At 74.2% G+C, this 27,000-nt stretch carries 25 protein-coding genes; 13 read left to right on the top strand and 12 right to left on the bottom strand.

What is annotated here, in order from left to right:
* The first annotated feature begins 46 nt into the window (after positions 1 to 46).
* From mycP to ACTMTB_RS00350, 3 genes are read left to right on the top strand one after another with little or no spacing between them, the layout of a single operon-like run.
* Positions 47 to 1,408 (top strand): type VII secretion-associated serine protease mycosin, encoded by a 1,362-nt coding sequence (mycP, locus tag ACTMTB_RS00360; protein WP_441141967.1) that lies wholly within the window; start codon positions 47 to 49, stop codon positions 1,406 to 1,408.
* 41 nt (positions 1,409 to 1,449) lie between these two features.
* Positions 1,450 to 2,250, top strand: a complete 801-nt coding sequence (locus ACTMTB_RS00355) for a phosphatase PAP2 family protein (RefSeq protein ID WP_441141966.1) — start codon at positions 1,450 to 1,452, stop codon at positions 2,248 to 2,250.
* 30 nt (positions 2,251 to 2,280) lie between these two features.
* Positions 2,281 to 3,003 (top strand): phosphatase PAP2 family protein, encoded by a 723-nt coding sequence (locus ACTMTB_RS00350; RefSeq protein WP_441141965.1) that lies wholly within the window; start codon positions 2,281 to 2,283, stop codon positions 3,001 to 3,003.
* Between the two features lie 35 nt (positions 3,004 to 3,038).
* On the opposite strand, the gene ACTMTB_RS00345 is transcribed toward ACTMTB_RS00350, so the two are convergent.
* Genes ACTMTB_RS00345 through ACTMTB_RS00320 form a run of 6 tightly spaced genes read right to left on the bottom strand, consistent with a single transcriptional unit; the run spans position 3,039 to position 8,322 of the window.
* Positions 3,039 to 4,217, bottom strand: a complete 1,179-nt coding sequence (locus ACTMTB_RS00345; RefSeq protein WP_441141964.1) for a MarP family serine protease — start codon at positions 4,215 to 4,217, stop codon at positions 3,039 to 3,041.
* Positions 4,218 to 4,275: 58 nt separating this feature from the next.
* Complete coding sequence (locus tag ACTMTB_RS00340; RefSeq protein ID WP_441141963.1) at positions 4,276 to 4,971, bottom strand: NUDIX hydrolase; 696 nt, start codon at positions 4,969 to 4,971, stop codon at positions 4,276 to 4,278.
* Positions 4,968 to 5,618 carry a TlpA family protein disulfide reductase gene (locus tag ACTMTB_RS00335; protein WP_441141962.1) on the bottom strand — a complete coding sequence of 217 codons (651 nt, stop codon included), beginning with the start codon at positions 5,616 to 5,618 and terminating at the stop codon, positions 4,968 to 4,970. The genes ACTMTB_RS00340 and ACTMTB_RS00335 overlap by 4 nt, the downstream gene beginning before the upstream one ends.
* Complete coding sequence (nth, locus tag ACTMTB_RS00330) at positions 5,615 to 6,394, bottom strand: endonuclease III (protein ID WP_441141961.1); 780 nt, start codon at positions 6,392 to 6,394, stop codon at positions 5,615 to 5,617. The genes ACTMTB_RS00335 and nth overlap by 4 nt, the downstream gene beginning before the upstream one ends.
* Positions 6,395 to 6,445: 51 nt before the next feature.
* Complete coding sequence (locus ACTMTB_RS00325; RefSeq protein WP_441141960.1) at positions 6,446 to 7,603, bottom strand: CapA family protein; 1,158 nt, start codon at positions 7,601 to 7,603, stop codon at positions 6,446 to 6,448.
* Between the two features lie 56 nt (positions 7,604 to 7,659).
* Positions 7,660 to 8,322, bottom strand: coding sequence for an adenosylcobinamide amidohydrolase (locus ACTMTB_RS00320; protein ID WP_441141959.1), 663 nt, complete (start codon positions 8,320 to 8,322; stop codon positions 7,660 to 7,662).
* Positions 8,323 to 8,544: 222 nt separating this feature from the next.
* Between ACTMTB_RS00320 and ACTMTB_RS00315 the strand changes: the two genes are divergently transcribed.
* The 9 genes from ACTMTB_RS00315 (at position 8,545) to ACTMTB_RS00275 (ending at position 19,816) form a co-directional block, all read left to right on the top strand.
* Positions 8,545 to 9,222, top strand: coding sequence for a Crp/Fnr family transcriptional regulator (locus tag ACTMTB_RS00315; RefSeq protein WP_067306583.1), 678 nt, complete (start codon positions 8,545 to 8,547; stop codon positions 9,220 to 9,222).
* A 121-nt stretch (positions 9,223 to 9,343) separates the two neighbouring features.
* Positions 9,344 to 10,087 (top strand): metallophosphoesterase family protein, encoded by a 744-nt coding sequence (locus ACTMTB_RS00310; protein WP_441141958.1) that lies wholly within the window; start codon positions 9,344 to 9,346, stop codon positions 10,085 to 10,087.
* Between the two features lie 417 nt (positions 10,088 to 10,504).
* Positions 10,505 to 11,161 carry a TetR/AcrR family transcriptional regulator gene (locus ACTMTB_RS00305; RefSeq protein WP_441141957.1) on the top strand — a complete coding sequence of 219 codons (657 nt, stop codon included), beginning with the start codon at positions 10,505 to 10,507 and terminating at the stop codon, positions 11,159 to 11,161.
* A 41-nt stretch (positions 11,162 to 11,202) separates the two neighbouring features.
* Entirely contained in the window at positions 11,203 to 12,060 is an 858-nt protein-coding gene (locus ACTMTB_RS00300; RefSeq protein ID WP_441141956.1) for a TIGR03084 family metal-binding protein, read from the top strand.
* Positions 12,057 to 13,775, top strand: coding sequence for an acyclic terpene utilization AtuA family protein (locus tag ACTMTB_RS00295; RefSeq protein ID WP_441141955.1), 1,719 nt, complete (start codon positions 12,057 to 12,059; stop codon positions 13,773 to 13,775). The genes ACTMTB_RS00300 and ACTMTB_RS00295 overlap by 4 nt, the downstream gene beginning before the upstream one ends.
* A complete protein-coding gene (locus ACTMTB_RS00290) occupies positions 13,772 to 14,968 on the top strand; it encodes an acyl-CoA dehydrogenase family protein (RefSeq protein ID WP_441141954.1) in 1,197 nt (398 codons plus the stop codon). Before ACTMTB_RS00295 ends, ACTMTB_RS00290 begins: the two co-directional genes overlap by 4 nt.
* On the top strand, positions 14,965 to 16,566 hold the full coding sequence (locus ACTMTB_RS00285) for an acyl-CoA carboxylase subunit beta (protein ID WP_441141953.1): 1,602 nt from the start codon (positions 14,965 to 14,967) through the stop codon (positions 16,564 to 16,566). The genes ACTMTB_RS00290 and ACTMTB_RS00285 overlap by 4 nt, the downstream gene beginning before the upstream one ends.
* An 11-nt stretch (positions 16,567 to 16,577) precedes the next feature.
* Positions 16,578 to 18,629 carry an acetyl/propionyl/methylcrotonyl-CoA carboxylase subunit alpha gene (locus tag ACTMTB_RS00280; protein WP_441141952.1) on the top strand — a complete coding sequence of 684 codons (2,052 nt, stop codon included), beginning with the start codon at positions 16,578 to 16,580 and terminating at the stop codon, positions 18,627 to 18,629.
* On the top strand, positions 18,626 to 19,816 hold the full coding sequence (locus ACTMTB_RS00275; protein ID WP_441141951.1) for an acyl-CoA dehydrogenase family protein: 1,191 nt from the start codon (positions 18,626 to 18,628) through the stop codon (positions 19,814 to 19,816). Before ACTMTB_RS00280 ends, ACTMTB_RS00275 begins: the two co-directional genes overlap by 4 nt.
* Positions 19,817 to 19,920: 104 nt before the next feature.
* On the opposite strand, the gene ACTMTB_RS00270 is transcribed toward ACTMTB_RS00275, so the two are convergent.
* From ACTMTB_RS00270 to ACTMTB_RS00255, 4 genes are all read right to left on the bottom strand, one after another.
* A complete protein-coding gene (locus tag ACTMTB_RS00270; RefSeq protein WP_179802206.1) occupies positions 19,921 to 20,961 on the bottom strand; it encodes a hypothetical protein in 1,041 nt (346 codons plus the stop codon).
* A complete protein-coding gene (locus ACTMTB_RS00265) occupies positions 20,958 to 21,896 on the bottom strand; it encodes a transporter substrate-binding domain-containing protein (protein WP_154941329.1) in 939 nt (312 codons plus the stop codon). The genes ACTMTB_RS00270 and ACTMTB_RS00265 overlap by 4 nt, the downstream gene beginning before the upstream one ends.
* A 150-nt stretch (positions 21,897 to 22,046) precedes the next feature.
* Entirely contained in the window at positions 22,047 to 23,849 is a 1,803-nt protein-coding gene (locus tag ACTMTB_RS00260; protein WP_441141950.1) for an alpha/beta hydrolase, read from the bottom strand.
* Positions 23,850 to 24,019: 170 nt separating this feature from the next.
* Positions 24,020 to 24,478, bottom strand: a complete 459-nt coding sequence (locus tag ACTMTB_RS00255; protein ID WP_441141949.1) for a hypothetical protein — start codon at positions 24,476 to 24,478, stop codon at positions 24,020 to 24,022.
* A 118-nt stretch (positions 24,479 to 24,596) separates the two neighbouring features.
* Here ACTMTB_RS00255 and ACTMTB_RS00250 point away from each other — a divergent pair, with 118 nt between their 5' ends.
* Positions 24,597 to 24,917 (top strand): hypothetical protein, encoded by a 321-nt coding sequence (locus ACTMTB_RS00250; RefSeq protein ID WP_441141948.1) that lies wholly within the window; start codon positions 24,597 to 24,599, stop codon positions 24,915 to 24,917.
* Here ACTMTB_RS00250 and ACTMTB_RS00245 read toward each other — a convergent pair.
* Complete coding sequence (locus ACTMTB_RS00245; RefSeq protein WP_441141947.1) at positions 24,904 to 26,427, bottom strand: serine/threonine-protein kinase; 1,524 nt, start codon at positions 26,425 to 26,427, stop codon at positions 24,904 to 24,906. The genes ACTMTB_RS00250 and ACTMTB_RS00245 overlap by 14 nt on opposite strands.
* Positions 26,428 to 26,458: 31 nt before the next feature.
* A complete protein-coding gene (locus tag ACTMTB_RS00240) occupies positions 26,459 to 26,950 on the bottom strand; it encodes a hypothetical protein (RefSeq protein WP_441141946.1) in 492 nt (163 codons plus the stop codon).
* Positions 26,951 to 27,000 lie beyond the last annotated feature (50 nt).

Genomic DNA, 27,000 nt, shown 5'->3' with positions numbered 1-27,000 from the left:
GGGGAAAACCGGTAATCTGCCGAGCAGCACGTGTCATGGACGATGAATGGCGGAGGATGTGACCAGGGTTCGGCACGGCTCCCCGACTGCGCTCAACCGGTTCGCCGGCCGGGCGTTGCTCGGTGTCGCGGCGACCGCCGTGACGGTCGTCGGCGCGGTGCCACCACCGGCGTCGGCCGCCCCGTCCCGACCGGTCGCCGTCGCCGCGCGGGCCGCCGGCGCGCCGCTGGCCGAGCCGGGTTTCGTCCCGCTCGAGACCACGGCCCGGGCCGACCGGGTCCGCGACGACCAGTGGCAGCTCAATGAATTGCGGGCCAGCACCGCGTGGAGCGCCTCCACCGGCCGGGGGGTCACCGTCGCGGTGATCGACTCCGGTGTGGACGCCGCCCACCCGGATCTGGCCGGCCAGGTGCTGCCCGGCATCGACCTGGTCTCCCCCGCCGGCGCCGACGAGCCGGACCCGGTGGGTCATGGCACCACGGTGGCCAGCCTGATCGCCGGGCGCAACGACGACCGGAAGGGCGTGGCCGGGCTGGCCCCGGGTGCCCGCATCCTGCCCGTCCGGGTGCTCGACGACGAGAACCGCTACGACGACGCGATGATCGTCGCCAAGGGGGTGCGCTGGGCGGTCGACAACGGCGCCCGCGTGATCAACCTGTCCCTCGGTGGCAGCGGCGACAGCCCGGCGCTGGCTGCCGCGCTCGACTACGCCTTCGCCCGGGACGTGGTCGTGGTCGCCTGCACCGGCAACCTCGCCACCTCGTCCAGCCCCAAGGTCTGGTACCCGGCCCGGGAGCCCGGCGTGATCGCCGTGGCCGGGCTGGAGGGCAGCAGCGAGAACCTGTGGTCCGGCTCGATCACCGGGCACGCCACCACCCTCACCGCACCGGCCACCCGCCTGGTCGGGGCCCGTCCACCGGACGGTTACTGGGGGGTGCAGGGCACCAGCTTCGCCGCACCGCTGGTGGCGGCGACCGCCGCGCTGGTGCGCGCCCGGTTCCCGGAGATGTCCGCCGGGGACGTGGTCAACCGGCTGCTGACCACCGCGAAGGACATCGGCCCCACCGGTCGGGACGACCGCTTCGGGTACGGCCTGGTCGACCCGGTGGCCGCGGTGACCGCGGACGTGCCGCTGGTGCACCGCAACCCGCTCGACGACCAGGCCTCCCCCGGCGTGGTCGGCTTCGGCCCGGCACCCGGGTCGACCGACGACGCCCAGGCCGGCGGCACCGGCTCCGAGCCGCTCGGCTTCACCGCGCCCCGGCAGCACACCCGCTGGTCCGCCCAGCCGGCCGGCGCGGAGGACGACACCGCGCCGCGCCGGCTCTGGACCGGCGTGGCCATCCTCGTCGCCCTGGTCACCGGCACCGCGCTGATGATCCGCCGGTTCCGTCTCTGGGGCCGCTGACCCGGCCTGATCGGCCACCTCGCTGGGTAAGAGCTGACGCCATGAGCAATTCCGGCCAGCGCACCTCCGTACGCCCGTCGACCCGCTCCTGGCGGGGTCGGCGCCTGGACCGCGACCACTCGCTGGGTCTGCGGCTGACCCTGGCCTCGGCGGCGGCGTTCCTGGTGCTGGTGCCGTTCGCGCTGCTGGCCGTGCTGGTGGTGGGCGCCTGGCCGCCGCTGCACCACCTGGACGCGGTGGTGACCGACGCGCTGTACCGCTACGCCGTCGACCACCCCGCCTGGGTGCGGGCGATGAACGGGTGGACCAACCTCTTCGGCCCGGGGCCGCTGCGGGTGGCGGCGCTGGCCCTGGTGGTCTGGCTGTGGACCCGCCGGGCCCGCCGGCTGGCCCTCTGGGTGGTCACCACGATGACCGTCGGCGGGCTGCTCGGCGCGCTGCTGAAACTGCTGGTCGGCCGGAGCCGGCCGGATCTGCTCGACCCGGTGGCCCGGGCGGCCGGCTTCGCCTTCCCGTCCGGGCACACGCTGAACGCCACCCTGGCCGCCGGCGTGCTGCTGCTGGTCTTCCTGCCGTACGCCCGGGGCCGGACGCCGGCGCGGGTGGCGCTCTGGGTGGCGGCGGTGCTGGTGGCCGGGGTGACCGGGCTGAGTCGGGTGGCGCTCGGCGTGCACTGGACCAGCGACGTGCTGGGTGGCTGGCTGCTCGGCGTGGCGGTGGTGGTGGCGACCTCCGCCGCGTTCACCACGTGGCGGGAGCGGACCGGCCGGCCCGCCGCCCGGCCCGCCGCCGAGGGCGTGCAACCGGAGCTGGCCGACGGCCGGAACGAGCCCGACGCGTAGTTGTGGCCCGGCGGGGGTAATGGGCGGCCCATGTCCGACTTCGCGGTGCAGGTCGTCAAGCGGGTGCTGGTGCCGGTGGCCCTGCTGCTCGCCTTCATGGTCCTGCTCGGGGTGCTGGTCACCCGGGTGCTGGACCGGGTCTGGCCGTTCACCGTGGAGGACGCGGTCAACCGGGAACTGGCCGCCGACCGCACCGGCGGCTGGAACGACGTCTCGCTGGTGTTCAGCACGCTCGCCAGCACCCAGGTGGTCGTCCTGGTCACCGTGGTGGCGGCGCTGGTCCTGCGGCTGGTGCTGCACCGCTGGCGGGAGCCGCTGTTCCTGTGCGCCGCGGTCAGCGCCCAGGCGCTGGTCTTCCTGCTGACCACGATGGCCATCGACCGGCGTCGCCCGGCCGTCGAGCAGATGGACGTCTCGCCGCCCACCTCCAGCTTCCCGTCCGGGCACACCTCGGCGGCGGTGGCGCTCTACGTCGGCATCGCGCTGCTGCTGGCGCTGCGGGCGAGGAGCACCGCCGCCAAGGTCACCTGGTGGGCCCTGCTGGTCCTGGTGCCGGTCGGGGTGGCGCTGACCCGGATGTACCGGGGCATGCACCACCCGAGCGACGTGGTGGCGTCCTTCGTCAACGGCGGCACCTGCGTGGCGGTGATGGCCCGGGCGGCGCTGGACCGGACGCTGAACTGGGGCCGGGCGCGGCTGCCCGGGGTCACCCCGTCGGGCGGGGACGTGGCCGCCGCCCGCGCCCGGAGCTGACCCCGGCCGCGGTCACCCGGCCGCCGCGGCGGGGCTCAGGTGCAGTCGCCCGTGCCCACCCCACGGGTACGCTCCGCGCCCTCCAACGCCACCGACCGCGCCTCCGCCGCGGTGACCGCGAAACCGGTGTTCGGGTCGTCCGCCGCCGCCGCGAAGATCACGCCGAGCACCAGGCCGTTGGAGGAGACCAGCGGGCCGCCGGAGTTGCCGCTGCGGACCAGCGCCCGGATCGTGTAGATCTCCCGGGTCACGTCGCCCGAGGAGTAGATGTCCGGCCCGGTGATCCGGTCGACGTCGCGCACCCGGGCCGGCCGCGCGTCGTACGGGCCGTCGAGGGGGAAGCCGAGCACGATCGCGTCCGAGCCGCTGCCGGCCTGCCCGGCGGCGAAGCGCAGGGACGGGCCGGGCAGCCCGGGCACGTGCAGCACGGCGAGGTCGCGGTCCGGGTCGTAGACGACCACCTCGCCGTCGTACCGCTCGCCGCGCAGTTCCACGGCGACGGAGCGGGTGCCGGCCACCACGTGCGCGTTGGTCATCACCCGGTCGTCGGCGTACACGAAGCCGGAGCCCTCGATGCGGCGCGCGCAGCTCGGCGCGGAACCCAGCACCTTGACCACCGACCGCTGGCTGTTCGCCACCACCTGGGAGCCGGCGAGGGCCGGGTCGGGCGGGGAGACCTGCCGCGCCTGGGTGCGGCCCAGGCCGTTGAAGACGTCCGGGAAGCCGTCGGTGTCCACCGTGTCGCGCAGGGCGGTGGAGAGCTCCTGGGCCCGGTCGGGCAGCACCCGGTCCACCACGGTCAGCAGCGCGCTGTTCTTGACCGAGGCGGACAGCCAGGGCAGCGGGGAGGAGGCCAGCGGGACGGCGACCAGCCAGGCCACCAGCATCACGGCGAAGAGCGAGACGAACGCGCCGCCGATGTCGTCGGCCCGCTTCGCCACGTCGTTGGTGATCGTCCTGCGCAGGTGCGAGCCGAGCCAACCGGCGAGCGCCTGCCCGAGCACGGCCAACCCGAAGACGGCGACCAGGGAGATCAGTACCCGGGTGCCGCTGTCGACGAACTGCCGGGCGAAGATCGGGCCGACCTGGAGGCCGAGGAGCGCGCCCAGGAAGAAGCCGGAGAGCGAGAGCGCCCCGATGGCGAAGCCCTGGCGGTATCCGCTGATCGCGAACACGAGCATGAGCAGGAGCAGGACGAGATCCACGACGGACACGCGTCAAGGGTACGGGCACCGGGCACGACCGGGGCGTTGCGCTTGCGGAACGTGACGGTCAGGTCAGCGGGCCAGCCATCTCGTCGACCTCGTCGGTGCCGGCGGAGGGCGCCGGGGTGGCCCCGACGGGCGGCAGTTCGATCACCCGGCCGCGCGGCCAGGGACGCGCCCAGCCCCCCATCTCGAGGAGCGTGGCGAGCACCCCGGCGGTGAAGCCCCAGACCAGCATGCCGCGCACGGAGAAGGCGGGCCCGATCCAGCCGCTCGGATGGCGTACCCGCATCCGGTTCTCCGGGTCGACCAGCTCGGCGACGGGCAGCCGGGCGACGTGGGCGACCTCGGCCGGCTCCCGGGGGTGCACCGGGTGCGGCGCGTGCCACCAGGCCAGCACCGGGGTCACCACGAAGTCGCTGACCGGGATCCACAGCCTGGGCAGCTCGGCCAGCACGGTCACGCTGGCCGGGTCGAGGCCGACCTCCTCGTTCGCCTCGCGCAGCGCGGTCGCGGAGGCGTCGGCGTCCTCCGGGTCGGCCGCGCCGCCGGGGAAGGCCGGCTGGCCGGCGTGGTTGCGCAGGGTCGCGGCCCGCTGGAGCACCAGCACGTCCGGGCCGACGCCGGGCTCCTCGCCGAGCAGCACCAGCACCGCGCTCTCCCGGCCGCCCTCCTCCGGGGTGGTGAGCCGGGTGAAGTCCTCCACCCGGGCGGTGCCGAGCCGGCCGAGCAGCGGGTCGATCCAGGCCGGCGGGCGGGTCATGCGGCAACCTCCACGCCGAGGTGCTGCCGGACCAGCGCGGCGAGCCGGGCGTCGTCGAGGGCGCCGGTGGCGTCGGTGTGGCGTACCCGGCCCTGCGCGTCGACGAGGAGGGTCAGCGGAAGGGCGTTGCGCCCCAGCTCCCGTTGCAGCGCCTCGCCCTGGTCGAACAGCATCGGGAAGCGGATGCCGTAGTCCTCGCCGATGGACTGGGCGGCGCTGCGGGTGTCCCGGCTGTTGACGCCGATCACCTGGAGCCGGCCGGCCGCACGCTCGCTGAGCCGCTGGAAGGCGGGCAGCTCCTTGCGGCAGGGCGGGCACCAGGAGGCCCAGACGTTGACCACGGCGGGGCCCCGGACGTCCCGCAGCGCCACCGGCGTGCCGCCGGTGAAGCAGGACAGGATCAGGCCCGGCAGCACCGCCCCGGCACCGCCCGCCCCGACGGCTCCGCTGGCGGCCGGCGCGGCGGCACCTGACGGGGTGGCGGCACCGGCCGTGGCCGGCGGGCGGGTCAGCGTCGCGCAGTCGGCGAACGGCGAGGGGCGTTCGGCCCGGGCGGTCGGGGTGGTGGCGCTGCCCTGACCGGTGGCGGTGCAGCCGGCGACGGCCAGCACCGCCGGGACGAGCAGGGCAGCCAGCCGCCGGTTCACGGCACCTCCGCGGCGACGGCCTGCCGGGGCACCAGCTCGGGGTCGACCCCGGCGGCGGCCGCGAGGTCCCGGGCCCGGGGGCCCTTGAGCAGCTTCGCGGCGGCGGCCGGCTCGGTCGGCCCGGTCCCGTACGACGGGCAGAGCTTCGCCAGCGTGCAGGCCCCGCAGGCCGGCTTGCGGGCGTGGCAGACCCGCCGGCCGTGGAAGATGATCCGGTGCGAGAGCATGGTCCACTCGCGCTTGGGGAAGAGCGCGCCGATCTCGTGCTCGATCTTCACCGGGTCGGTCTGCGCGGTCAGCTTCCAGCGCTGCACGAGCCGCTGGAAGTGGGTGTCGACGGTGATCCCCGGGACGTCGAAGGCGTTGCCGAGAATGACGTTGGCGGTCTTGCGGCCGATCCCGGGCAGCGTCACCAGGTCGGCCAGCCGGCCGGGGACCCTGCCGTCGTACCGCTCGACCAGGGCCTGGCCCAGCTTGATCAGCGAGTCCGTCTTGTTGCGGTAGAAGCCGGTCGGCCGGATCAGCTCCTCCAGCTCCGCCCGGTCGGCGCCGGCGTAGGCCGCCGCCGTCGGGTAGCGGACGAAGAGCTTCGGGGTGACCTCGTTGACCTTCTTGTCGGTGCACTGCGCGGAGAGGATGGTGGCGACGGCCAGCTCCAACGCGTTGGAGTGGTCGAGCTCACAGTGCGCGTCGGGGTGCGCCTCGGTCAGCGCCCGGCCGATCCGCCGGGCGCGCCGGGTCCGGCCGAGGTCCGTCTCGGTGGAGCTGATGGTCACGCCGGCCAGCCTACGTCGCCGGGACGACCACCCGCCGGGCCCACGCCCGGCTCAGCCGGCCTGCGGCGCGCTGATCCTGCCCTCGGCGTCGAACCGGGCCCCGGTACGCGGGAAGTCGGCCCGGCTGAGCTGCTTGACCAGCCCGAGGCCCTGGTCGGCGGAGTCCATGGTCGGCTTGCCGACGGAGTTCATCCGGGTGGAGGTGAAGGAGCCGCCGGCGAAGCTGCCGTCCGGCTTGAGCGACACCTTGAGCACCCCGCCCCAGCCGAGCCGCCCGCTCGGGTTGAGCGACCGGCCGCCGCCGGCGAAGTTGCCGAGGCTGTAGGCGATCAGCCGGCCCTGGTAGAACTCCATGCCGCGCAGCACGTGCGGGCCGTGCCCGACGATCAGGTCCGCCCCGGCGTCGATCATGGCGTGGGAGAACTTCACCGGGTCGCCCCGGTTCTCGCCGTAGAACAGCTCGGTGCCCGGCTTGACCTTGGTCCGGTCGGCGCCCTCGGCACCCATGTGCACCTGCACCACCACGAGGTCGGCCATGGTGGCGGCCTTCTCGATGACCGCCGTCGCCGCGTCGATGTCGGTCAGGCTGTTCGACCAGGGGTACGACGAGAAGCCGGCCACCGCGATCTTGACGCCCTTGACCTCCACCACGGTGATCTGGTCCGGCGCGCCGGTGTGCTTGAGGCCCTGCTTCTCCAGCGCCTTCTGGGTGTTCGCGTACCCCTGCGGGCCGTAGTCGTAGCCGTGGTTGTTGGCCTGGTTGAGCAGCTCGAAGCCGGCGTCCTTGAGGTGGGCGGCGTAGCTGGACGGGGCCCGGAACTGGAAGCAGGCGGTGGAGTTGGCCCCGCACTTGCCGGTGCCGGTGTCCTCGGTCAGCGGCTCCTCCAGGTTGCCCATCACCAGGTCGGCGTCGAGCGCGTCGGAGATCTCGTCGAAGAAGCCCCGCCCGCCGTTGGCGGGGAGCCGGGAGGGGGCGTTGCCCATGATGATGTCGCCGGTCGCCGAGAGCGAGACGGCCTCGCCGGCCGGCTCCGAGGCGCCGCCGGACGGGACCGGCGCACCGGTGGCGCCCCCGCCGCCACCGCGCTGCCAGACCGGCGTGGCGTCGTCGTCCGACGTGCTACAGCCGGCGGTGAGCAGCACGGCGAGGACCGCGCCGACGGCGAGTGCGGCACGGCGGCGGGCCCTGGCAGGCGCGGGAGCGGACATCGCTGGCGACCCTACCCGGTAGGTAACGGCACGACGATGGCCTTTCGGACCAAAGTTCAGCCCGCCCGCCGGTCGGACCAGGGCACGCAGGGCACCGACCCGCCGTCGCGGACGGCGGCGTGCACGGCCCGGGCCAGCGGGGCGCCCCAGGTGGACCGGGGGCCGCCGTAGGGCTCGGCGGGGCCGTCGGCCGGGCAGAGGACGGTGACCGCGTCGGTGGGCGTACCGGTGGCGGGCAGGCCGAGTTCCCAGATCGCCTGGGCCTTCGCCTCGGTCGCCGTGGCGACGGCGTTGACCAGCGCGGCGTCGCCGAGCGCCGCCGGGACGTACACGACGATGTTGACCGTGCCCACCCGCTGGGCCGGCGCCGCCGGGGCCGGCGCGGCGGCCCAGACCGGCATGCCGAGCCCGACCGTCGCCCAGGCCCGCACGCCGGTGTCGACCCGGGCCACCACCTCGGCGACGTCCACCCCGGTGAGCAGGCCGATCCCGGGTCCGGCCAGGCCGAGGCCGCCGGCCAGCGCGGCCAGGTGGGCGGCCGGGTCGTCCCGGTGGTACGACATCGGCACGGTCGCGTTCACCACCCAGTTCCGGACGCCGATCCCGCCGCCGAGCGGGCCGGAACTGGCCGCCCGCAGGGGCGCCCCGGCGCGCCACACCAGCAGCGGGATGTCCCGGCCGTCCTCGGGACGGCTGGTCAGGGTGGGGTCGCTCAGCACGCCCGTCACCCTACGGCCATCGACGGCGACGCCCGGTCACCACCCGGACACGGCCGCGCGATACTAGCCCCTGATCAGGGCGGGAAGGTTACGTCCAAGGATCAAGATTCCAGGGGTGCGCCTCTGATTCGTGCTCACGTGCGCCTAGACTTGTCGGCGCGCGAGGGATAAGCGGACGGCGGACCCCGCCGACGGACGGCGACGCGCAACCGGAGGTGCGCGATGGACGAGGTACTGGCCCGCAGCGGGATCTTCCAGGGTGTCGACCCGGAGGCTGCCGAGGCGCTCGCCAAGGAGATGGAGACGATCGACGTCCGCAAGGGCGAGATCGTGTTCAACGAGGGCGAGCCCGGCGACAGTCTCTACATCCTCCTGTCAGGCAAGATCAAGGTCGGGCGTCGGGCGGCCGACGGCCGGCAGAACCTGATCGCCGTGATGGGCCCGTCGGACATGGTCGGTGAGCTGTCGCTCTTCGACCCCGGTCCGCGTACGGCCACGGCCACCGCGGTCACCGACACCCGGCTGGTGCGGCTGCGCAAGCAGGCGCTGCGGCCCTGGCTGAACAACCGGCCCGAGATCGCCGAGCAGCTGCTGCGGGTGCTGGCCCGCCGGCTCCGCCGGACCAACGACTCGCTGGCCGACCTGATCTTCACCGACGTGCCGGGCCGGGTCGCCAAGAACCTGCTCCAGATGGCCGGCCGCTTCGGCACCCGCGACGGCGGCGTGCTGCGGGTGACCCACGACCTCACCCAGGAGGAGATCGCCCAGCTCGTCGGCGCCTCCCGGGAGACGGTCAACAAGGCGCTGGCCGACTTCGCCTCGCGGGGCTGGCTGCGGCTGGACGGCAAGAGCATCATCATCCTCGACCCGGAGCGTCTGGCCCGCCGCGCGCGGGTCTGACCCGATCGACGACCGAGGCCAGGGAACACTCCAGGGTGTCCCTGGCCTCGTCGTGTCCGGGGTTTCTCTGCCGGGCGCAGAATTCCTCGACATCGTGACGGCCGCCCGGCACGGTGAGCGCATGCTCGAACGCGTAGCCGTACTCTCCGACATCCACGGAGCGCTGCCCGCGCTGGAGGCCGTGCTGGCCGAGCCGGACGTGGCCGCCGCCGACCTAATCGTGCTCACCGGTGACATCGCGGCCGGACCGCAGCCGGTCGAGGTGCTGGACCTGCTCGCCGACCTCGGCGACCGGGCCTGCTGGGTGGGCGGCAACGCCGACCGGGAGCTGGTCGAGGCCCGGGCCGGTCGGAGCTCTCCGATCGCGGTCTCGAACTGGGCCGCCCAGCAGCTCCGGGACGATCAGGCGGCCCGGCTGGCGGCGCTGCCGCTGACGGTGACCCTGGAGGTGGCCGGCCTCGGTCCGGTGCTCTTCTGCCACGCCACGCCCCGCGACGACGAGGAGGTGGTGCTGGTGGACTCCCGGATGGACCGCTGGGCCGAGGTGCTCGCCGGGGTGCCGGCCGAGGTGGGCACGATCGTCTGCGGGCACACCCACATGCCGTTCACCCGCCTGGCCGACCGGCGGCTGGTGGTCAACCCGGGCAGCATCGGGATGCCGTACGGCGGCGCCGGAGCCTGGTGGGCCCTGCTCGGACCGGGCGTGCAACTGCGCCGCACCCCGTTCGACGTGGATGCCGCCTGCGCCCGGGTCGCCGCCGAGTCGGGCTTTCCCGATGCCGCCGCATGGGCCGACGAGTACCTCCGCTCCCGGCACAGCGACTTCGACGCGCTCACCGTGTTCGGCCTTAGGGACGGTCGCTGACCCCGGCGAACCTGAGCAGAGAACTCCGCCGTGCGATGCTGCGCGGCTCACGCGGCCGGCGCGGCCGGTGCGGCCGGTGCGCCTGGGCACGGCCGGTGCGGCCCGCGCGGTGGCCGGTGCGGGCGGCTGTCAGGGCTCGTCCCATCGCCCGGTTCACTGGCGGGTCCTTTCGAGCTGATGACGTAAACGGATCGCCCGCTGAGTCGAATACGTCATCAGCTCCAAAGGACCGCAACACCACCACAAGGACCGGGAAGAGGTCGTTCTCGCGGGCCGAAAACAGACCCGGGCAAGGCCGGAGCGGACCCAGGCGGGCGGCCCCTGGGCGGGCGGCGCGGACCCGGGCGGGCGCGCGGGGCGGTGAAAGCAGAAAAAGTCAGGCTTGACTGTTTGTTTCGGGGGCGGCACGCTGTCCCCGTGTCCACCGCATCGACGCGCGTCCCTCAGCAGGAGCGCAGCCGCGCCACCCGGGCCCGGCTGCTCGAGGCGACCGTCGACTGCCTGGTGGAGTACGGCTGGTCCGGCACCACCACCACAGTGGTCGCGGCCCGGGCCGGCGTCTCCCGCGGCGCGCAGCTGCACCACTACCCGACCAGGGCGGCCCTGGTGACCGCCGCCGTCGCCCACCTCGCCGACCGACGGGCGGCGGAGCTGCGCACCGAGGCGGAGGCCCTGCCGGCCGGGCCGCAGCGGCTCGACCGGGTGGTCGACCTGCTCGGCGTGGCCTTCACCGGGCCGCTCTTCGTCGCCGCGCTGGAGCTCTGGGTCGCCGCCCGCACCGACGCCGAGCTGCGCCGCGCCCTGGTGCCGCTGGAGGCCCGGGTCGGCCGGGAGATGCACCGGCTGACCGTGGCGCTGCTCGGCGTGGACGAGCGCCGCCCCGGCGTACGGGAGGCCGTGCAGGCCACCCTCGACCTGCTCCGCGGACTGGGCGTGGCCAACCTGCTCAACGACGACTCGGCCCGCCGTACCGCCCTGCTGCACACCTGGAAACGCCAGCTCGCCGCCCTGCTCACGCCCGATGCCGGCCCACCGGGGCGCGCCACGCCGGGGCCCGAGCGCGACAGGCAGTGACCCGCCCGTCCTGACCGGCACACCCCGCCCCCGGAGGCACCATGGTCGACCTGACAGCACTGCTCGCGGATCTGGCCGCCGAGTCCGAGCAGCTCGACGCCCTCGTCGCGCCGCTGCCGCCGCAGGCGTGGGCGCGGCCCACCCCCGCTCCCGGGTGGACAGTCGGCCACCAGATCGCCCACCTCGCCTGGACCGACGAGATGGCCCGGCTCGCCGCCACCGACGTCGACGCCTTCTACGCCTCGGTCACCTCGGCGCCGGACGTGAGCCGGCTCGTCGACGACGGCGCGGAGCGGTTCCTGGCCCCGCCGGCCGAGCTGCTGGCCCGCTGGCGTGCCGGCCGGGCCGCGCTCATCGACGCCCTCACGGCCGTCCCCGCCGGGGAGAAGTTGCCCTGGTACGGCACCCGGATGTCGCCCGCCTCGATGGCCACCGCCCGGATCATGGAGACCTGGGCGCACGGCGAGGACGTGGCCGAAGCGCTGGGCGTCACCCGCGCCCCGAGCGCCCGGCTGCGGCACGTCGCCCACCTCGGCTTCCGTACCCTCGGGCACGGCTTCGCCGCCCACGGCCGGGCGCTGCCCACGGCCCCGGTCCGGGTCGAGCTGACCGCGCCGGCGAGCGCGAGCGGTGCGCTCGCGAGCCCCGCAGCCGCGAGCGCGGACGGCTCGGCCGGCGACGTCTGGGCCTTTGGGCCGGCGGACGCGGCGGACCGGGTCACCGGCCCGGCGCTCGACTTCTGCCTGCTGGTCACCCAGCGCCGGCACCGCGCCGACCTGGCCCTGACCGCCACCGGCGCCACCGCCGACGAGTGGCTGGACGTGGCGCAGGCCTTCGCCGGGCCGCCCGGCGCCGGCCGGGAGCCGCGCCCGGCGAGCGGCGCCGGAGCCCCGGCATGAGCGCCCCGCTCCGGGTCGGCAACGCCTCCGGCTTCTACGGCGACCGCGCCACGGCCTGGCGGGAGATGCTCGACGGCGGCGAGCTGGACGTGCTCACCGGCGACTACCTGGCCGAGCTGACCATGCTGATCCTCGGCCGCGACCGGATGCGCGACCCCGCCCTGGGATACGCGAAGACGTTCCTCCGCCAGATGGAAGGCTGCCTCGGCACCGCGCTGGACCGGGGCGTGCGGATCGTGACCAACGCCGGCGGGCTGAACCCGGCCGGCCTGGCCGCCGCGATCGGCTCGCTCGCCGACCGGCTCGGCCTCACCGCCCGGATCGGGTACGTCGAGGGCGACGCCCTCGCCCGTCCCGACGCGCTCACCGCGAACGTCTATCTCGGCGCGTTCGGCATCGCCGCCTGCCTCGACGCCGGGGCGGACGTGGTGGTCACCGGCCGGGTCACCGACGCCTCGCTGGCCGTCGGGCCGGCGATCGCCCGGTTCGGCTGGGGCCGGGACGACCTGGACGCGCTGGCCGGGGCGACCGTCGCCGGGCACCTGATCGAGTGCGGGGCGCAGGTCACCGGCGGCAACTTCAGCTTCTTCACCGAGCTGCCCGACGGCGGCCACCGGCCCGGTTTCCCGATCGCGGAGATCCACCCGGACGGTTCCTCGGTGCTCACCAAGCACCCCGGCACCGGCGGCGCGGTCACCGTCGAGACCGTCACCGCACAGCTGCTCTACGAGGTGGGCGGCCCGGCGTACCTGGGGCCGGACGTGGTTACCCGGCTGGACACGGTACGGCTGCACCAGGACGGGCCCGACCGGGTCCGCGTCTCCGGCGTCCGGGGCACGCCGCCGCCGGACACCCTCAAGGTCGGCGTCAACAACCTCGGCGGGTTCCGCAACTCGATGACCTTCGTCCTCTGCGGACTGGACGTCCCCGCCAAGGCGGCCCTGGTACGAGGGCAGCTTGAGGAGGCGGTCGGCAAGGAAGGGCTGGAGTTCACGCTGGCCCGCACCGACCACCCGGACGCGGCCGACACCGAGGCGGCGAGCGCGCTGCTGCACGTACACCTGCGCGACGGTGACAAGGCGCGGGCCGGGCGGGCCTTCTCGGCGGCCGCGGTGGAGCTGGCCCTGGCCTCCTACCCCGGCTGCACGCTGACCACGCTGCCCGGCGACGCCACCCCGTACGGCGTCTTCACCGCCGACACCGTGCCCCAGGACGCCGTCGAGCACGTCGCGGTACTGCCCGGCGGGGAACGGGTGCCGATCCCGCCGCCGACCCGGACCGACGCCGCCGCCGCGCACGCCACGGAGGTCGTACCGGACACCGGCGGTGCGCCGACACGGCCGGCGGGCACCGGCCCCACCCGACGGGCGCCGCTGGGCGAACTGGTCGGGGCGCGCTCCGGCGACAAGGGCGGCGACGCCAACCTGGGCGTCTGGGCCCGCACCGACGCCACGTACGTCTGGCTGCGCGGCTGGCTCACCGTCGAGCGGCTGGCCGAACTGCTGCCGGAGACCGCCCCGCTGACCGTCGAGCGGTACGAGCTGCCGCACCTGCGGGCGGTGAACTTCGTGGTGCGGGGGCTGCTCGGGCAGGGCGTGGCCGCCTCCACGCGGTTCGACCCGCAGGCCAAGGCCCTCGGGGAGCTGCTGCGCTGCCGGGTCGTCGACCTGCCCGCGGACCTGCCACCGGAACGAGTCGGGGAGGCCGGCGCATGACCATCGTGGACACCCCGGAACGGCGGCAGCTGCGCGAGCTGACCCGGGCCTTCGTCACCCGGGAGGTGCTGCCGCACCTGGCCGACTGGGAGCGGGCCGGCGAGGTGCCGCGCGAGCTGCACGCCACCGCCGCGAAGATCGGCCTGCTCGGCATCGGGTTCCCCGAGTCGGTCGGCGGCAGCGGCGGCGACCTGCTCGACTCGATCGTCGTCACCGAGGAGATCATCCGCTCGGGCGGCTCGTCGGGGCTGATCGCGGCGCTCTTCACGCACGGCATCGCGCTGCCGCACATGGTCGCCGCCGCCGGCGGCCAGAGCGGTGGCCTGCTCCGCGGCCGGCTCGGGGGCGGCCAGCTCCGGGGCGACGACGACCTGGTCGACCGGTACGTCCGGCCCACCCTGGCCGGGACGATGATCGGCGCGTTGGCGATCACCGAGCCGGACGGCGGCTCGGACGTCGCCGCGATCCGCACCACCGCCCGCCGCGACGGCGACCACTACGTGGTGAACGGCTCGAAGACCTACATCACCAGCGGAGTGCGCGCCGACTTCGTGACCACCGCGGTCTGCACCGACTTCCCGGGCAGCGGCGAGCTCAGCCTGCTGGTCATCGACAAGGGCACGCCCGGCTTCACCGTCGGGCGCCGGCTGGAGAAGCTGGGCTGGCACTGCTCGGACACCGCAGAACTGTCCTTCGTCGACGTCCGGGTGCCGGTGACCAACCGGATCGGCGAGGAGAACACCGGCTTCCTCGCGATCATGCAGCACTTCGCCGCGGAGCGGCTCTCGCTGGCCACCCAGGCGTACGCGACCGCGCAGCGCTGCGTGGAGCTGGCCACCCGCTGGTGCCGGGACCGGGCCACCTTCGGCCGCCCGCTGGCCAGCCGGCAGTTGATTCGGCACCGGCTCGCCGAGATGCACACCCGCGCCGAGGCGGCCCGGGCGTACGTGCACGAGGTGGCCACCCGGGTCGCGGCGGGCGAGCCGGTGGTGACCGAGGTGGCGATGGCGAAGAACGTCGCGGTGGCCGCCTGCGACCAGGTGGTCGACCAGGCGCTGCAACTGCACGGCGGCTTCGGCTACCTGCGCGACGCCGAGGTGGAGCGGCACTACCGGGACGCCCGGATCCTCGGCATCGGCGGCGGCACCACCGAGATCATGAACGAGATCATCGCGAAGGGCATAGGCCTGTGAGCACACTGGACAGCACGCTCGACCCCGCCTCGCCGACCTACCGGGCGAACCGGGAGGGGCTGCTGGAACGCCTCGCCGAGCTGGACGCCGCGTTGGACCAGGCCCGGGCCGGCGGTGGCGAGAAGTACGTGACCCGGCACCACGCGCGCGGCAAGCTGCTCCCCCGGGAGCGGATCGAGCTGCTGCTCGACCCGGACAGCCCGTTCCTGGAGCTGTCCCCGGTGGCGGCGTACGGCACCGACTTCCCGGTCGGAGCCAGCGTGGTGACCGGCATCGGCGTGGTCGAGGGCGTGGAGTGCCTGGTCGTCGCCAACGACCCGACGGTACGCGGCGGCGCGGTCAACCCCTGGTCGCTGGCGAAGACCCGGCGGGCCGGCGAGATCGCCCTCGCCAACCGGCTGCCGATGGTCAACCTGGTCGAGTCGGCGGGGGCGGACCTGCCCACCCAGGCGGAGATCTTCATCCCGGGCGGCCGGGTGTTCCGCGACCTGACCCGGCTCTCCGCGGCGAAGATCCCCACGGTCAGCGTGGTCTTCGGCAACGCCACCGCCGGCGGTGCGTACGTGCCCGGGATGTCCGACCACGTCATCATGATCCGGGACCGTTCGCAGGTGTACCTGGCCGGCCCGCCGCTGGTGAAGATGGCCACCGGCGAGGTCACCGACGACGAGTCCCTCGGCGGGGCGGCCATGCACGCGTCGACGTCTGGGCTGGCCGACTTCCTGGCCGAGGACGAGCGGGACGGCATCCGGCTGGCCCGGCAGTGCATGCGCCGGCTCAACTGGCGCAAGCAGGGCCCGCCGCCGCGCAACCCCGTCCCGCAGCCCCCCAAGTACGACCCGGAGGAGTTGCTCGGCATCGCCAGCGCCGACCTCAAGGTGCCCTTCGACCCCCGCGAGGTGCTGGCCCGGGTCCTGGACGGCAGCGAGTTCGACGAGTTCAAACCGGCCTACGGCACCGCGCTGGTCACCGGCTGGGGCGAGCTGCACGGGTACCCGGTCGGGGTGCTGGCCAACGCCCGGGGCGTGCTGTTCAGCGAGGAGGCGCAGAAGGCGGCCCAGTTCATCCAGCTCGCCAACGCCGCCGACACCCCGCTGGTCTTCCTCCAGAACACCACCGGCTACATGGTCGGCACCGAGTACGAGCAGCGCGGCATCATCAAGCACGGCGCGCTGATGATCAACGCGGTCTCGAACTCGACCGTGCCGCACCTGACGGTGAACCTGGGCGCCTCCTACGGCGCCGGCAACTACGGCATGTGCGGCCGGGCGTACGAGCCGCGGTTCCTCTTCACCTGGCCGAACGCGAAGTCGGCGGTGATGGGGCCGGCGCAGCTCGCCGGGGTGCTCTCCATCGTCGCCCGGCAGGCCGCCGCCGCCCGCGGGCGCGACTACGACGAGGAGTCCGACGCCGCGATGCGGATGATGGTCGAGCAGCAGATCGAGTCCCAGTCCGGCGCGCTCTTCCTCTCCGGCCGGCTCTACGACGACGGGGTGATCGACCCCCGGGACACCCGTACCGTCCTCGGGCTCTGCCTGTCGGCGATCCACAACGGACCGGTGAAGGGCGCCGACGGCTTCGGCGTCTTCCGGATGTGAGGGGCGGACCTTTGATCAACCGACTCTTGGTGGCCAACCGGGGCGAGATCGCCCGCCGGGTCTTCGCCACCTGCCGGGCGCTCGGCATCGAGACGGTCGCCGTGCACTCGGACGCCGACGCCGACGCGCCGTTCGTGGCCGAGGCCGACCACGCGGTGCGCCTGCCGGGAAACACGCCGGCCGAGACGTACCTGCGGATCGAGAAGATCCTGGACGCGGCCCGGCGGACCGGCGCGGACGCCGTCCACCCGGGTTACGGCTTCCTCGCCGAGAACGCCGAGTTCGCCGCGGCGGTGACCGACGCGGGGCTGACCTGGGTCGGCCCACCGGCCAAGGCGATCGCCGCGATGGGCGACAAGATGGAGGCGAAGGCGCTGCTCGCCGAGGCGGGCGTGCCGATGCTGCCGACCTGGACCGACCCCGACCAGATCACCGACTTCCCGGTGCTGGTCAAGGCGTCCGCCGGCGGCGGCGGGCGGGGCATGCGCGTGGTCCGCGACGCCGCCGACCTCGCCGAGGCCGTCGCCTCCGCGCGCCGCGAGGCGGCCGCCGCGTTCGGCGACGGCACGGTCTTCGTCGAGCGGTACGTGGAGCGCGGCCGGCACGTCGAGGTGCAGATCTTCGGCGACACCCACGGCACCGTGGTCGCCCTGGGCGAGCGGGACTGCTCGATCCAGCGCCGGCACCAGAAGATCGTCGAAGAGGCCCCGGCCGTCGTCGGGCCGCAGCTGCGGCAGCGGCTGCACGAGGCGGCGGTCGCCGCCGGCCGGGCCGTCGACTACGTCGGTGCGGGCACGGTGGAGTTCCTGCTCGCCCCGACCGGCGAGTTCTTCTTCCTGGAGATGAACACCCGACTCCAGGTGGAGCACCCGGTCACCGAGGCGGTCACCGGACTGGACCTGGTCCGGCTGCAACTGCTGGTCGCCGAGGGCGAGCCGCTGCCGGTGGCGGCGACCCCGCCGACCGACGGCCACGCGATCGAGGTACGCCTCTGCGCGGAGGACCCGGCCCAGGGCTTCCGTCCCGCGACCGGCACGTTGCACCGGTTCGCCGTCCCGGGGGTGGCCGGCGCGTTCGCCCCGACGAAGGGGCTGCGACTGGACTCGGGCGTGACGGACGGCTCGACGGTGGGCGTGCACTACGACTCGATGCTGGCCAAGCTGGTCGCCTGGGCGCCGACCCGGGCGGAGGCGGTCCGGGCGCTGGCGGGTGCGCTGGCCCGGGCCGAGTTCCACGGCGTCGCCACCAACCGGGACCTGCTGGTCCGGGTACTGCGCAGCGCTGAGTTCGCGGCGGCCGAGGCGGACACCGGCTTCCTGGACCGGCACCCCGAGGTCTTCGCCCCGCTGCTCCCCGCCGACCGGTCGCCGCTAACGGCGCTGGCCGCCGCGCTCGCCTCGGCCGCCGCCCGCCGCGCCGAGGCGGGCGTGCTCGCCGGGCTCCCCTCCGGCTGGCGGAACGTGCCGGCGTTCCCCCAGGTCACCCGCTACGCCGGGCCGGACGGCGGCGAGATCGAGGTGCGCTACCGGCTGGACCGCGCCGGCGCACTGGCGCAGTGGCACACCGACCCCGGCGTGACCTCGGCCGACGGGCCGCCGGCGGGGCCAGGGCCCGCGGCGGGGGCCGACCCGGTCGGAGCCGACCGGTCCGGGCAGCCGCCGACGGTCGCGCTGGTGCAGGCGAGGCCGGACCGGGTCGTGCTCGACGTGGACGGCGTGCGCCGGGCGTTCCGCGTACACCGGGTGGGGTCGGCGGTCTTCGTGGACGGCCCGGACGGGGCGACGAGCCTGACCGAGCTGCCCCGGTTCCCCCTGCCCACCACGGAGCTGGCGGCCGGGTCGCTGCTGGCGCCGCTGCCCGGCGCGGTGAGCCGGCTGCACGTGGCGGTCGGTCAGCGGGTCGCCGCCGGCGACCTGCTGCTGACCCTGGAAGCGATGAAGCTCGAACACCCCGTGCTCGCCCCGACCGACGGCGTGGTCGCCGAACTGCCGGTGCCGGCCGGCGGCCAGGTCGACACCGGCGCCGTGCTGGCCGTGGTCAACCCCGAGGAGGACCCGCGATGAACTTCGACCTCACCCCAGAGCAGGACCAGCTCCGCGACGCCGTCCGCGCGCTGGGCCGCAGGTACGGTCACTCCTATTTCGTGGCGAAAGCGAAGTCGGGGGAACACACCACCGAGCTGTGGAGCGAGGCCGGCCGGCTCGGCTACCTCGGCGTCAACATCCCCACCGAGTACGGCGGCGGGGGCGGCGGCATCACCGAACTGGCCCTCGTCTGCGAGGAGCTGGCGGCGGCGGGCTGCCCGCTGCTGCTGCTGGTGGTCTCCCCGGCCATCGCCGCCACGGTGATCAACAAGCACGGCACCGACGAGCAGCGCAAGCGCCACCTGCCCGGCCTGGCCGACGGCACCCAGAAGATCGTCTTCGCGATCACCGAGCCGGAGGCCGGCTCGAACTTCCACCGGCTCGGCACGGTGGCCCGCCGCGACGGCGACGACTGGCTGCTCTCCGGCCGCAAGTGCTACATCTCGGGGGTCGACGAGGCGCAGTACGTGCTGGTCGTGGCCCGTGTCGCCGTCGGGGACGGCCCGGGCGGCTCAGGGGACGCGTCCCCTCAGAAGCTGAAGCCGGCGCTGTTCATCGTGCCGACCGACGCGCCGGGGCTGACCCGCTCCAAGCTGGACATGGAGATCCTCTCCCCGGAGAACCAGTTCCTGCTCTACCTCGACGACGTGCGGCTGCCCGCCGACGCGCTGGTCGGCGAGTCCCTGGACGCCGGACTGCCGGCGCTGTTCGCCGGGCTCAATCCGGAGCGGATCACCGTCGCCGCGATGGGCGCTGGCACCGGCCGGTACGCGATCGAGCGGGCCAGCGAGTACACCGCGACCCGCAAGGTCTGGGGTGGGCGGAGCATCGGCTCGCACCAGGGCGTGGCCCATCCCCTCGCACACGCGGCGGTGCAGGTGGAACTGGCCCGACTGATGATCCACAAGGCGGCCACCCTCTACGACGCCGGCCGGGACCTGGAGGCCGGCATCTCCGGCAACATGGCCAAGTACGCCGCCGGCGAGGCCGCCGCGCTGGCCGTGGACACCGCCGTGCAGGCCCTCGGCGGGGCCGGCATGACCACCGAGTACGGCGTGGCCACCCTGCTCGGCGCGGTACGCGCCGGCCGGATCGCCCCGGTCAGCCGGGAGATGATCCTCAACTTCGTCGCCCAGCACGTCCTTGGCCAGGACAAGTCCTACTGAGCGAGTTCGACTCCCGGGCCGGGCCCGCTGGCCAGAATCCCCCGGCCCGGGCGGTCAGAAGCGGCGGAGGCGGATCGGTGGTCCAGCCGTCGTGGCGGTGGAGCTCAGCGCACGGCGCGGCAGGCGGCGTCGATGCGGTGCACCGGGCGCACCCGCCGGCCGGTCCCCTCCAGCAGCGAGTCCTCGACGTGGAAGTCGCGGATGCGCAACCGGTGCCGGGGCAGCTCCTCCTCGCTGGGGCAGAGCACCTGGGCGCGCACCTGGTCCACCGGCACGTAGCGGACGCCGCCGCGCTCCTGGAGCAGCACCACGTTGACGTCGTCCACGGTCACCACGTGCCCGCGGACGTCCTCGGTGACGCCGGGCGTCGACTCCACGGTGGTGACGGTGAGCGGCAGCACCGGCGTGCTGATCACCGGCAGCGCGGCCCAGACCAGCATGGCGAGCACGGCCGCCTCGGTCAGCGACGCCAGGGGCCGGATCACCGCCGCCGGCAGCGGACCGGTGACGCCGAGCGCGAGCAGCGGCGGCGCGACGAGCAGCAGCAGAGCCAGCAGTTCCCCCTGCCGCCAGGCGTCCCGCAGGGTCGGCGCGAGCAGCCAGGCGTACCCGACGAACAGGGCGGCGAGCAGCAGCAGCCGGGGCGCGACCTGCTCGTGCAGCCGGGCCGGGGTGAGCTGGAAGGCGGCGACGAACGCCGGGATCAGCAGCGGCAGGTAGAGCAGCTGCCAGGTGACCAGGGCGAGCAGGAAGCTGGCGACCACGAACCAGGCCGGGGTGATGTCCACCCAGCGGGCGAAGAGCGGCCGGCGGAAGCTGGCCGGCATCCGCTCCACGCTCACCCGGAGCACCGCGCCGAGCGCGAAGACCGCGACCAGGCCCGTGGAGAGCAGGCGGGCGGCCGTGGTGAGGAAGCCGGCCAGCAGGTTCACCGGGCCGACGTTCGCCACCAGGAGCAGGGTGGTCTGGAGTTCGCCGCCGGCCTCGACGCCGAGCCGGAGCACGGAGAAGATCGCCGGCACGCCGACCACGGCCGTCCAGAACGACTGGCTGGCCCGGGCCCGCCGCTCGGCCGGGTCGCTCCCCTCCCGCGCCGGCCCGGCGGGGCCCACGTCACGCTGGGCGGGCACCGCCGGGGCGCTCACCGCCGGGGCGCCTTGTCGTCGAAGTCGACCAGCTTGGGTACGTCCAGCGGCTGCGGCTGTGACTTCGGCGCCTTCATCCAGGGCCCCAGCGTTCGGTTGTACGCGGTCAGCCAGGGGCTGCTGATCCCGCTGCGCCCCTGCTGGTAGCTCTTGTCGAGGAAGAAGGCGACCAGGTCGCGCAGGGCCGGATCGCCGATCGGCACCCCGATGCCGAGCGTCTCGCTGGTGCCGAACGGCATGTCGACGATCTCGAACTCGGTCGGGTACTGGGAGAGGAAGCCGGCGAGGATGGTCTCGTCGGAACTGACCGCGTCGTACCGCCCCTCGCGGATGCCGTTGACGCAGTCGCCGACCCGCTTCACCACCAGCGCCTTGACCTGGTGTTTCTCCAGCTCGGCCTCGGTGGTGGAGCCGCCACTGGTGCAGATCTTGTACGCCGGGTCGCGAAGGTCCTCGATGGTGCGGATCTTGTCCTTCAACCGGTTCGGGACCATCACCTCCTGGGTGGTGACGAAGTACGGCCCGGCGAAGCCGACCTGCTTCTTGCGCTCCTCGGTGATCGAGAAACTGGAGACCACCAGGTCGACCACACCGCCCTGGAGGGCCGGGATGCGGTCCTCGGTGGCCAGCGAGACGAAGTCGATCCGCTGGTCGCCCTCGTAGCCCAGCGAGGCGGCGATGTACCGGGCGATCTCGACGTCGAAGCCGACGTACGTGCCGTTGCGCAGCTCGCCCATCAGCGGCTCGGTGGCCGCCACCCCGATCCTGATCTTCGGCTGGCCGTCGATGTGCGACTCGCGCAACTTGTCCAGCACCGAGGGGAGCGGCGGATCCTGCCGGTTGTCGCAACCGGCCGCGGCGGCCAGCGTCAGGGTCAGCGCCACGGCCAGCGTGGTCGCGACCGAGCGGAACCTCGGGGAGGAGCTGTCGTTCATCGAACTACCTCGCTGACGGACAGGGCCTGCGAAACACCGAGAGTAGCGGTTTCCCACCACTTCGGTGGTCATCGGAACGGCGTGGAAAGTGACCGGGGTACGACAGGCGACCCGAGCGCCCGCCGTACCCCGGCATCCTTCACCGAACCGTCAGCGCACCGTCAGCGTGCCCACGGCGGGCCGCGGCGCGACGACCGGGGGGAGCCGCTTCGGCTCGCCCCGGGCCGGCTCGCCCTCGGCGGCCAGCGCGCTCTTCGGCGCGGCGGCCCGCGACGTCTCCGGCGCGGCCGGCACCTCGACGAAGGGCTGCACGTCACCGGTGCAGAGGGTGCCCTTCTTCGGCAACGTGCCCTTGAGCAGGTAGGCGTCGACGGCGCCGGTCACGCAGGCGGACGTCCCGTAGGCGGTGTGCCCCCAGCTGTCGCTGCTGAGCAGCCGGCTGTTCGGCAGCAGCTTCGCCGAGCTGACCGCCGCGTCGTAGTTGGTGGCCGGGTCCCAGTAGTTGCCGACCACCAGCACCGGGGCGCTGGTCTTCCGGTTGAACGGACCGGTGTAGGCGTCCTCGTCGCGCACCGTCCAGGTGTCCCGGGCGCACGGCGCGGCGCTCCAGCCCCAGGCCCGCCCGAAGTACGGGGCCCGCTTGTCCTCCTTGGCCGTCAGCGCCGGCCAGGCACCCGCGTCCTTCGGGTGGTACGCGTCGGTGCAGTCGACACCGAGGAACGTCTCCAGCCCGTTGTTGTACGGGAAGTCGTACCGGCGCTGCTGCCGGGCCTGCTCGGCGCGCTTGGCGACGGCCGTGCGGGCCTGCGCCAGGCGGGCCGCGGTGGCCGATCCCGGATCGGTGAGCACCAGCAGGTCGGCGGTGATCGAGGCGATGTCGGCGTAGCCGTACGGGCTGTAGAGGGAGCTGAGGCTGGCGCCGACGAAGTCGGCGTAGGTGACGGTGAACGACCCGCCGTCCGGGTCCTCGATCACCACCGGCTTCTTGCGCAGCCGCTGCGCCACCAGCTCGTACGAGGCGACCGGGTCGCCGGCCGCCAGGGAGCACTTCTCCTCGCCGGCCTTGTCGCAGCGGAGCAGGATCTCGCGCAGCGCCTGGTACGCGCCGTCGGCGCTGCGCAGCCGGGTCTCCTGGAGCTCGCCGCGGGCCTTGCCCTGGCCGACCCAGGCGTTCGGGTCGAGCATCCCGTCGACGGCCAGCGCCCGGAACCGGTCCGGGAACATGTTGGCGTAGTACTGGCCGAGCGCGGTGCCGTAGCTGAAGCCGAGGTAGCTCAGCTTCTTGTCGCCCACCGCCCGGCGCAGCACCTCCATGTCCCGGGCGACCTCGGCGGTGGACATCGCCCCGGTGAGCGGCTTGCCCGTGGTGGAGCAGGCCCGACCGACCGCCTTCGACGAGGCGATGTACGCCTTCTCCTCGGCCTTCGTCCACGGGAACGCCACGTTCAGCCCGGCGTACGCCCTGGTCTGGTCCTTGACGGACGGGAAGCACTTGACGTTGTCGCTGGCGGCGACGCCGCGCGGGTCGACCCCGACGATGTCGAAGCGGTCCAGCAGTTCGTCGGAGAGGAAGTACGGCGCGGCGAGCGCGATGTCGGTGCCGGAGCCGCCGGGGCCGCCCGGGTTGAGGAAGAGGCTGCCGATCCGGCTCTGCTGGTCGCGGGCCTTGACCCGGAGCAGCGCGATCTCGGTGGTGGCCCCCTTGGGCTGGTCGTAGTCCAGCGGCAACCGGGTGGTCGCGCACTCGGCGTAGCCGTAGCAGGCGTACCAGTCGAGCTTGGGCGTGGGCACGCGGTCGACCCGCCGGGCCTCGGCGGGACTGGTGCGGTCCGATGTGGTGGGTCGACCCCAGCCGGTGGTGACGGGCGACGCGGTTGCGGGCGCGATCGCCGATCCGGCGAGGAAGAGGCCGGCGATTCCTGCCGCGGCCAGGGACCGGGAAGTACGTGGCATGTGCTGCCTTCCGGTGGAGGACGGGGATTGTCGAGGTGACCCTCGACCTCCGTCACCCTAGGGGCGGCAGGCAACGATCGCGGCCCGGCGAAACACCATCAATGGGACCAATTATCCAGACGATGTAACGAAATTTTCATTGTCGACGCTGTTTGGCATCCTTCCGCCACTCAGGAGCCGACCTCCTCGAACCAGTCCGGCTCCGGCCCGGATGTCGGCCCGCCCGACTCCGGCGGCACGTGATCGTCGACCACCCGCCAACCGGCGGCGTCCGCACGCAGCAGCAGGAAGGCGTCGATCTCGCTGTACGGCGCCCCGACGGCGTACACGGTGCCGGCGTCCACGATGGCCTTCTCCAGCGAGCAGACGCCCCGCGGGTCCGGTCGGGCGCCGGCGCAGTCGCCGACGTACCGGCGGTCACCGCCGTAGGTTTCGGTCACGTAGCGGGACAGGGCCTCAGCGCGGGACACCCGCGCCGCCGATCGGGTCGCCGCCGGCGGCGAGGGTGCGGCGGCGGAGGTGGTGACCAGCACGGAGGGGCGCGCCTCCTCCGGCGACGAGCCCGACCCGCAGGCGCCGAGCGGGCCCGACACCAGCAGTGCGACGACGATCCGGGACGTCCGGCGCATCGGCGTTCCTCCTTCGGACGAAGTGGTCGGATCATCGCACCGGGTCGCCGGCGGATCCGCCGCCGCGACCCACCGGTGCGCGGATTGACAGCGCGTCCCACCCGGAGATGCTTGTCGGGTGGGACGAATCCTCAGGCCGGACCCGCGCGCCGTGGCGGCGGTCGCGTCGCTCGCCGCCGTCGCGGTGCTGGTGACCCTGCTCGTGCGGCACCCCGCCAACATCCTGACGGTGGGGCTGGCGCTGCTCTGCGTGCTGCTCGCCACGGTCGCCGGCACCGCCGTGGCCGCCCTGCGCGAGCAGCCCTCGACGACGGGCGTCACCCCGCCGGGGCCGCCGGACGCCGGCCCCCCGGTGCTCGACGCGGACACCCTCGACGCGCTCGACAGCGCGGCCGTCCGCAGGAAGCTGGAGGAGCTGGACGACCTCAGGGACCGATGAGGGTGGGCGAGGCGAGTGCGTCCACGCCCTTGCCCGCCAGGCAACGGTAGGTCCGGCCGGCGTCCGTGCCGCTCGGCGGCAGGACCTCCAGGTTCCAGCCGGTGGGATAGGCCAACCCGCTGGTGAGCCGGAAGGTCCGCGCGTTGCAGACCCGGCGGACGGTCGGGTCCGCGCTGATCGCGGCGTGCCCGGCGCCGACCAGCGCGGAAGGCAGCTCACCCTCCACATAGGTCTCCCAGGTGTGCCGGCCGTCGCAGGACACCTGCGGCGCCACGGCCCGGTCGCCGCGCAACCGCACCGGCCCGAAGCACTCCAGCCCGGACGCGCAGTGTGCCCCGGGGGGCAGGGTCAGCGTGGACGAGCCGGCGCCGCAGCCCGGCAGCGAGCCCCACGCGGCCGGCGAGGCGGATCCGGTGGCGATCGGCGTCGGCGTGGGGGCGGCCACGGACGCGGCGTTGCCGGCGACCCAGGCACCGGCGCTCGCCGAGGCGGCCAGGGCGAGGACCGCGGCGCCGCCGAGGAACCACCGCCGCCGCCGGCGTCGCCCGTGCGGCACGGTCGGGTGGGCGTCCTCGGGCACCGGCCGCGGCGGGCCGGACCGGTCCACGGTGTACGGCCCGGAGGGGCCCCCGGAGATCGGCGCTCCGCTCACCGGCGCCCCGCTGACCGGGGACGACGGGACCGCGCCGAGCGGCAGGGCGGTGAGCAGGTCCCGCAGCTCAAGCGCGGACGGACGCGCGCCCGGGTCGTTGGACATCCCGGCGCGCAGCACGTCGACCAGTTCGGTCGGCACCCCGGGCAGCTCCGGGATGGGCTGGTTGAACATCTCCAGCACGGTGACCAGGCTCGGGTTCCGCTCCGACTGCCAGCGCGGCGGGCGGCCGTGCATCACCGCGTAGAGGGTGGCGCAGAGCGCGTACACGTCGACGGCCGGCGAGGGCGGGCTGTGGCTGAACATCTCCGGCGGGGCGTACGCCGGGGTGAGCACCTCCAGGGTGACCGAGGCGTCGCGCACCTCGGCCAGCACCGCCAGCCCGAAGTCGGCCAGCACCGCCGGGTTGAAGTGCGAGTGCAGGATGTTGGCCGGCTTGACGTCGCGGTGCAGCACCCCGGCCGCGTGGGAGTGGGCCAGCGCGTCAGCGATCTTGATGCCGAGGTCGCGGGTCTCCGCCGGGCCGAGCGGCGAGGTCCGCATCCGCTCGGCGTACGAGCCGTCGCAGAGCTCCATGATCAGATAAGGGTGCTGGTCGACGGTGACCCCGACGTCGAAGAGGTCCACCACGTGCGGGTGGGACGACATCTTCCCGGCGGCGCGCGCCTCCCGGAGGAACCGGGCCTGGTCCCGCTCGCTGTCCAGCGTGCGGTTCTCCACCTTGACGGCGACCTCGCGCCCCACCGAGATCTGCGTGGCCCGGTAGACGGTCGCATAGCCACCCCGGGCAAACACCTTCAGATCGGTCAGACCGGGCACATTGGGCAGCCGGAGGGCGCCGGGCGGGGTCTCGGTCACAGCTCTGAAAATACCCGTCCCGCCGGAGCGCTCAGCGGACCGTACCGGCGGCCGGTGCGGGACCGGCGCTCTCACCGGCACCCGGCCCGACGCCGTCCGGGCCATCGACGGCTGTCGGCGCGACCGCCCGGCGGGCGTCCCAGCGCAGGCCGACGGCGGTGGCGACCGCCCCCAGCCCCTCCCATGCAGCGACGCCGAGGAAGCGGTCCGGCGCGACGTCGGCCAGCACGATCAGGGTGAAGACGGTGAAGGTGACCAGCCGGAAGACGACCGTGAACCGGTAGAAGGCCCGCCACTCGGTGGCGACCGCCAGCAGGTAGTAGACGCCCATGTTGAACGAGGCCATCGAGGAGGCGGTGAGGAACGTGCCGGTGTAGTCGCCGGCCGACCGCCGCGCGGGCACCTCGAAGCCGAGCATCCGCAACTGCGCCTCGGGCCAGACCAACCCGAGCGCGCCGAGCAGGAGCGCCAGCACGCCGAAGACCGCGATCGTCCAGCCGGCGCCGGAACGCGGCAGCCTCATCTGTCCTCCCCACCCCCAGGGCGCGGCCGGGTGACCGACCGCGTGGAAGG

The organism is Micromonospora sp. L32 (assembly GCF_052068055.1).
GTDB classification, from domain to species: Bacteria; Actinomycetota; Actinomycetes; order Mycobacteriales; family Micromonosporaceae; genus Micromonospora; species Micromonospora purpureochromogenes.
This window is presented reverse-complemented; position numbering and strand designations above follow the sequence as displayed.

Bases quoted from the DNA above. Each gene is read 5' to 3' on its own strand.
- ACTMTB_RS00310 (WP_441141958.1), top strand. From the start codon at position 9,344: ATGCTCGAACGCGTAGCCGTACTCTCCGACATCCACGGAGCGCTGCCC.
- ACTMTB_RS00300 (WP_441141956.1), top strand. From the start codon at position 11,203: ATGGTCGACCTGACAGCACTGCTCGCGGATCTGGCCGCCGAGTCCGAG.
- ACTMTB_RS00265 (WP_154941329.1), bottom strand. From the start codon at position 21,896: ATGAACGACAGCTCCTCCCCGAGGTTCCGCTCGGTCGCGACCACGCTG.
- ACTMTB_RS00340 (WP_441141963.1), bottom strand. From the start codon at position 4,971: ATGACCCGCCCGCCGGCCTGGATCGACCCGCTGCTCGGCCGGCTCGGC.
- ACTMTB_RS00290 (WP_441141954.1), top strand. From the start codon at position 13,772: ATGACCATCGTGGACACCCCGGAACGGCGGCAGCTGCGCGAGCTGACC.
- ACTMTB_RS00275 (WP_441141951.1), top strand. From the start codon at position 18,626: ATGAACTTCGACCTCACCCCAGAGCAGGACCAGCTCCGCGACGCCGTC.
- ACTMTB_RS00295 (WP_441141955.1), top strand. From the start codon at position 12,057: ATGAGCGCCCCGCTCCGGGTCGGCAACGCCTCCGGCTTCTACGGCGAC.
- ACTMTB_RS00240 (WP_441141946.1), bottom strand. From the start codon at position 26,950: ATGAGGCTGCCGCGTTCCGGCGCCGGCTGGACGATCGCGGTCTTCGGC.
- ACTMTB_RS00350 (WP_441141965.1), top strand. From the start codon at position 2,281: ATGTCCGACTTCGCGGTGCAGGTCGTCAAGCGGGTGCTGGTGCCGGTG.
- ACTMTB_RS00260 (WP_441141950.1), bottom strand. From the start codon at position 23,849: ATGCCACGTACTTCCCGGTCCCTGGCCGCGGCAGGAATCGCCGGCCTC.
- mycP (WP_441141967.1), top strand. From the start codon at position 47: ATGGCGGAGGATGTGACCAGGGTTCGGCACGGCTCCCCGACTGCGCTC.
- ACTMTB_RS00325 (WP_441141960.1), bottom strand. From the start codon at position 7,603: ATGTCCGCTCCCGCGCCTGCCAGGGCCCGCCGCCGTGCCGCACTCGCC.
- ACTMTB_RS00315 (WP_067306583.1), top strand. From the start codon at position 8,545: ATGGACGAGGTACTGGCCCGCAGCGGGATCTTCCAGGGTGTCGACCCG.
- ACTMTB_RS00255 (WP_441141949.1), bottom strand. From the start codon at position 24,478: ATGCGCCGGACGTCCCGGATCGTCGTCGCACTGCTGGTGTCGGGCCCG.
- ACTMTB_RS00355 (WP_441141966.1), top strand. From the start codon at position 1,450: ATGAGCAATTCCGGCCAGCGCACCTCCGTACGCCCGTCGACCCGCTCC.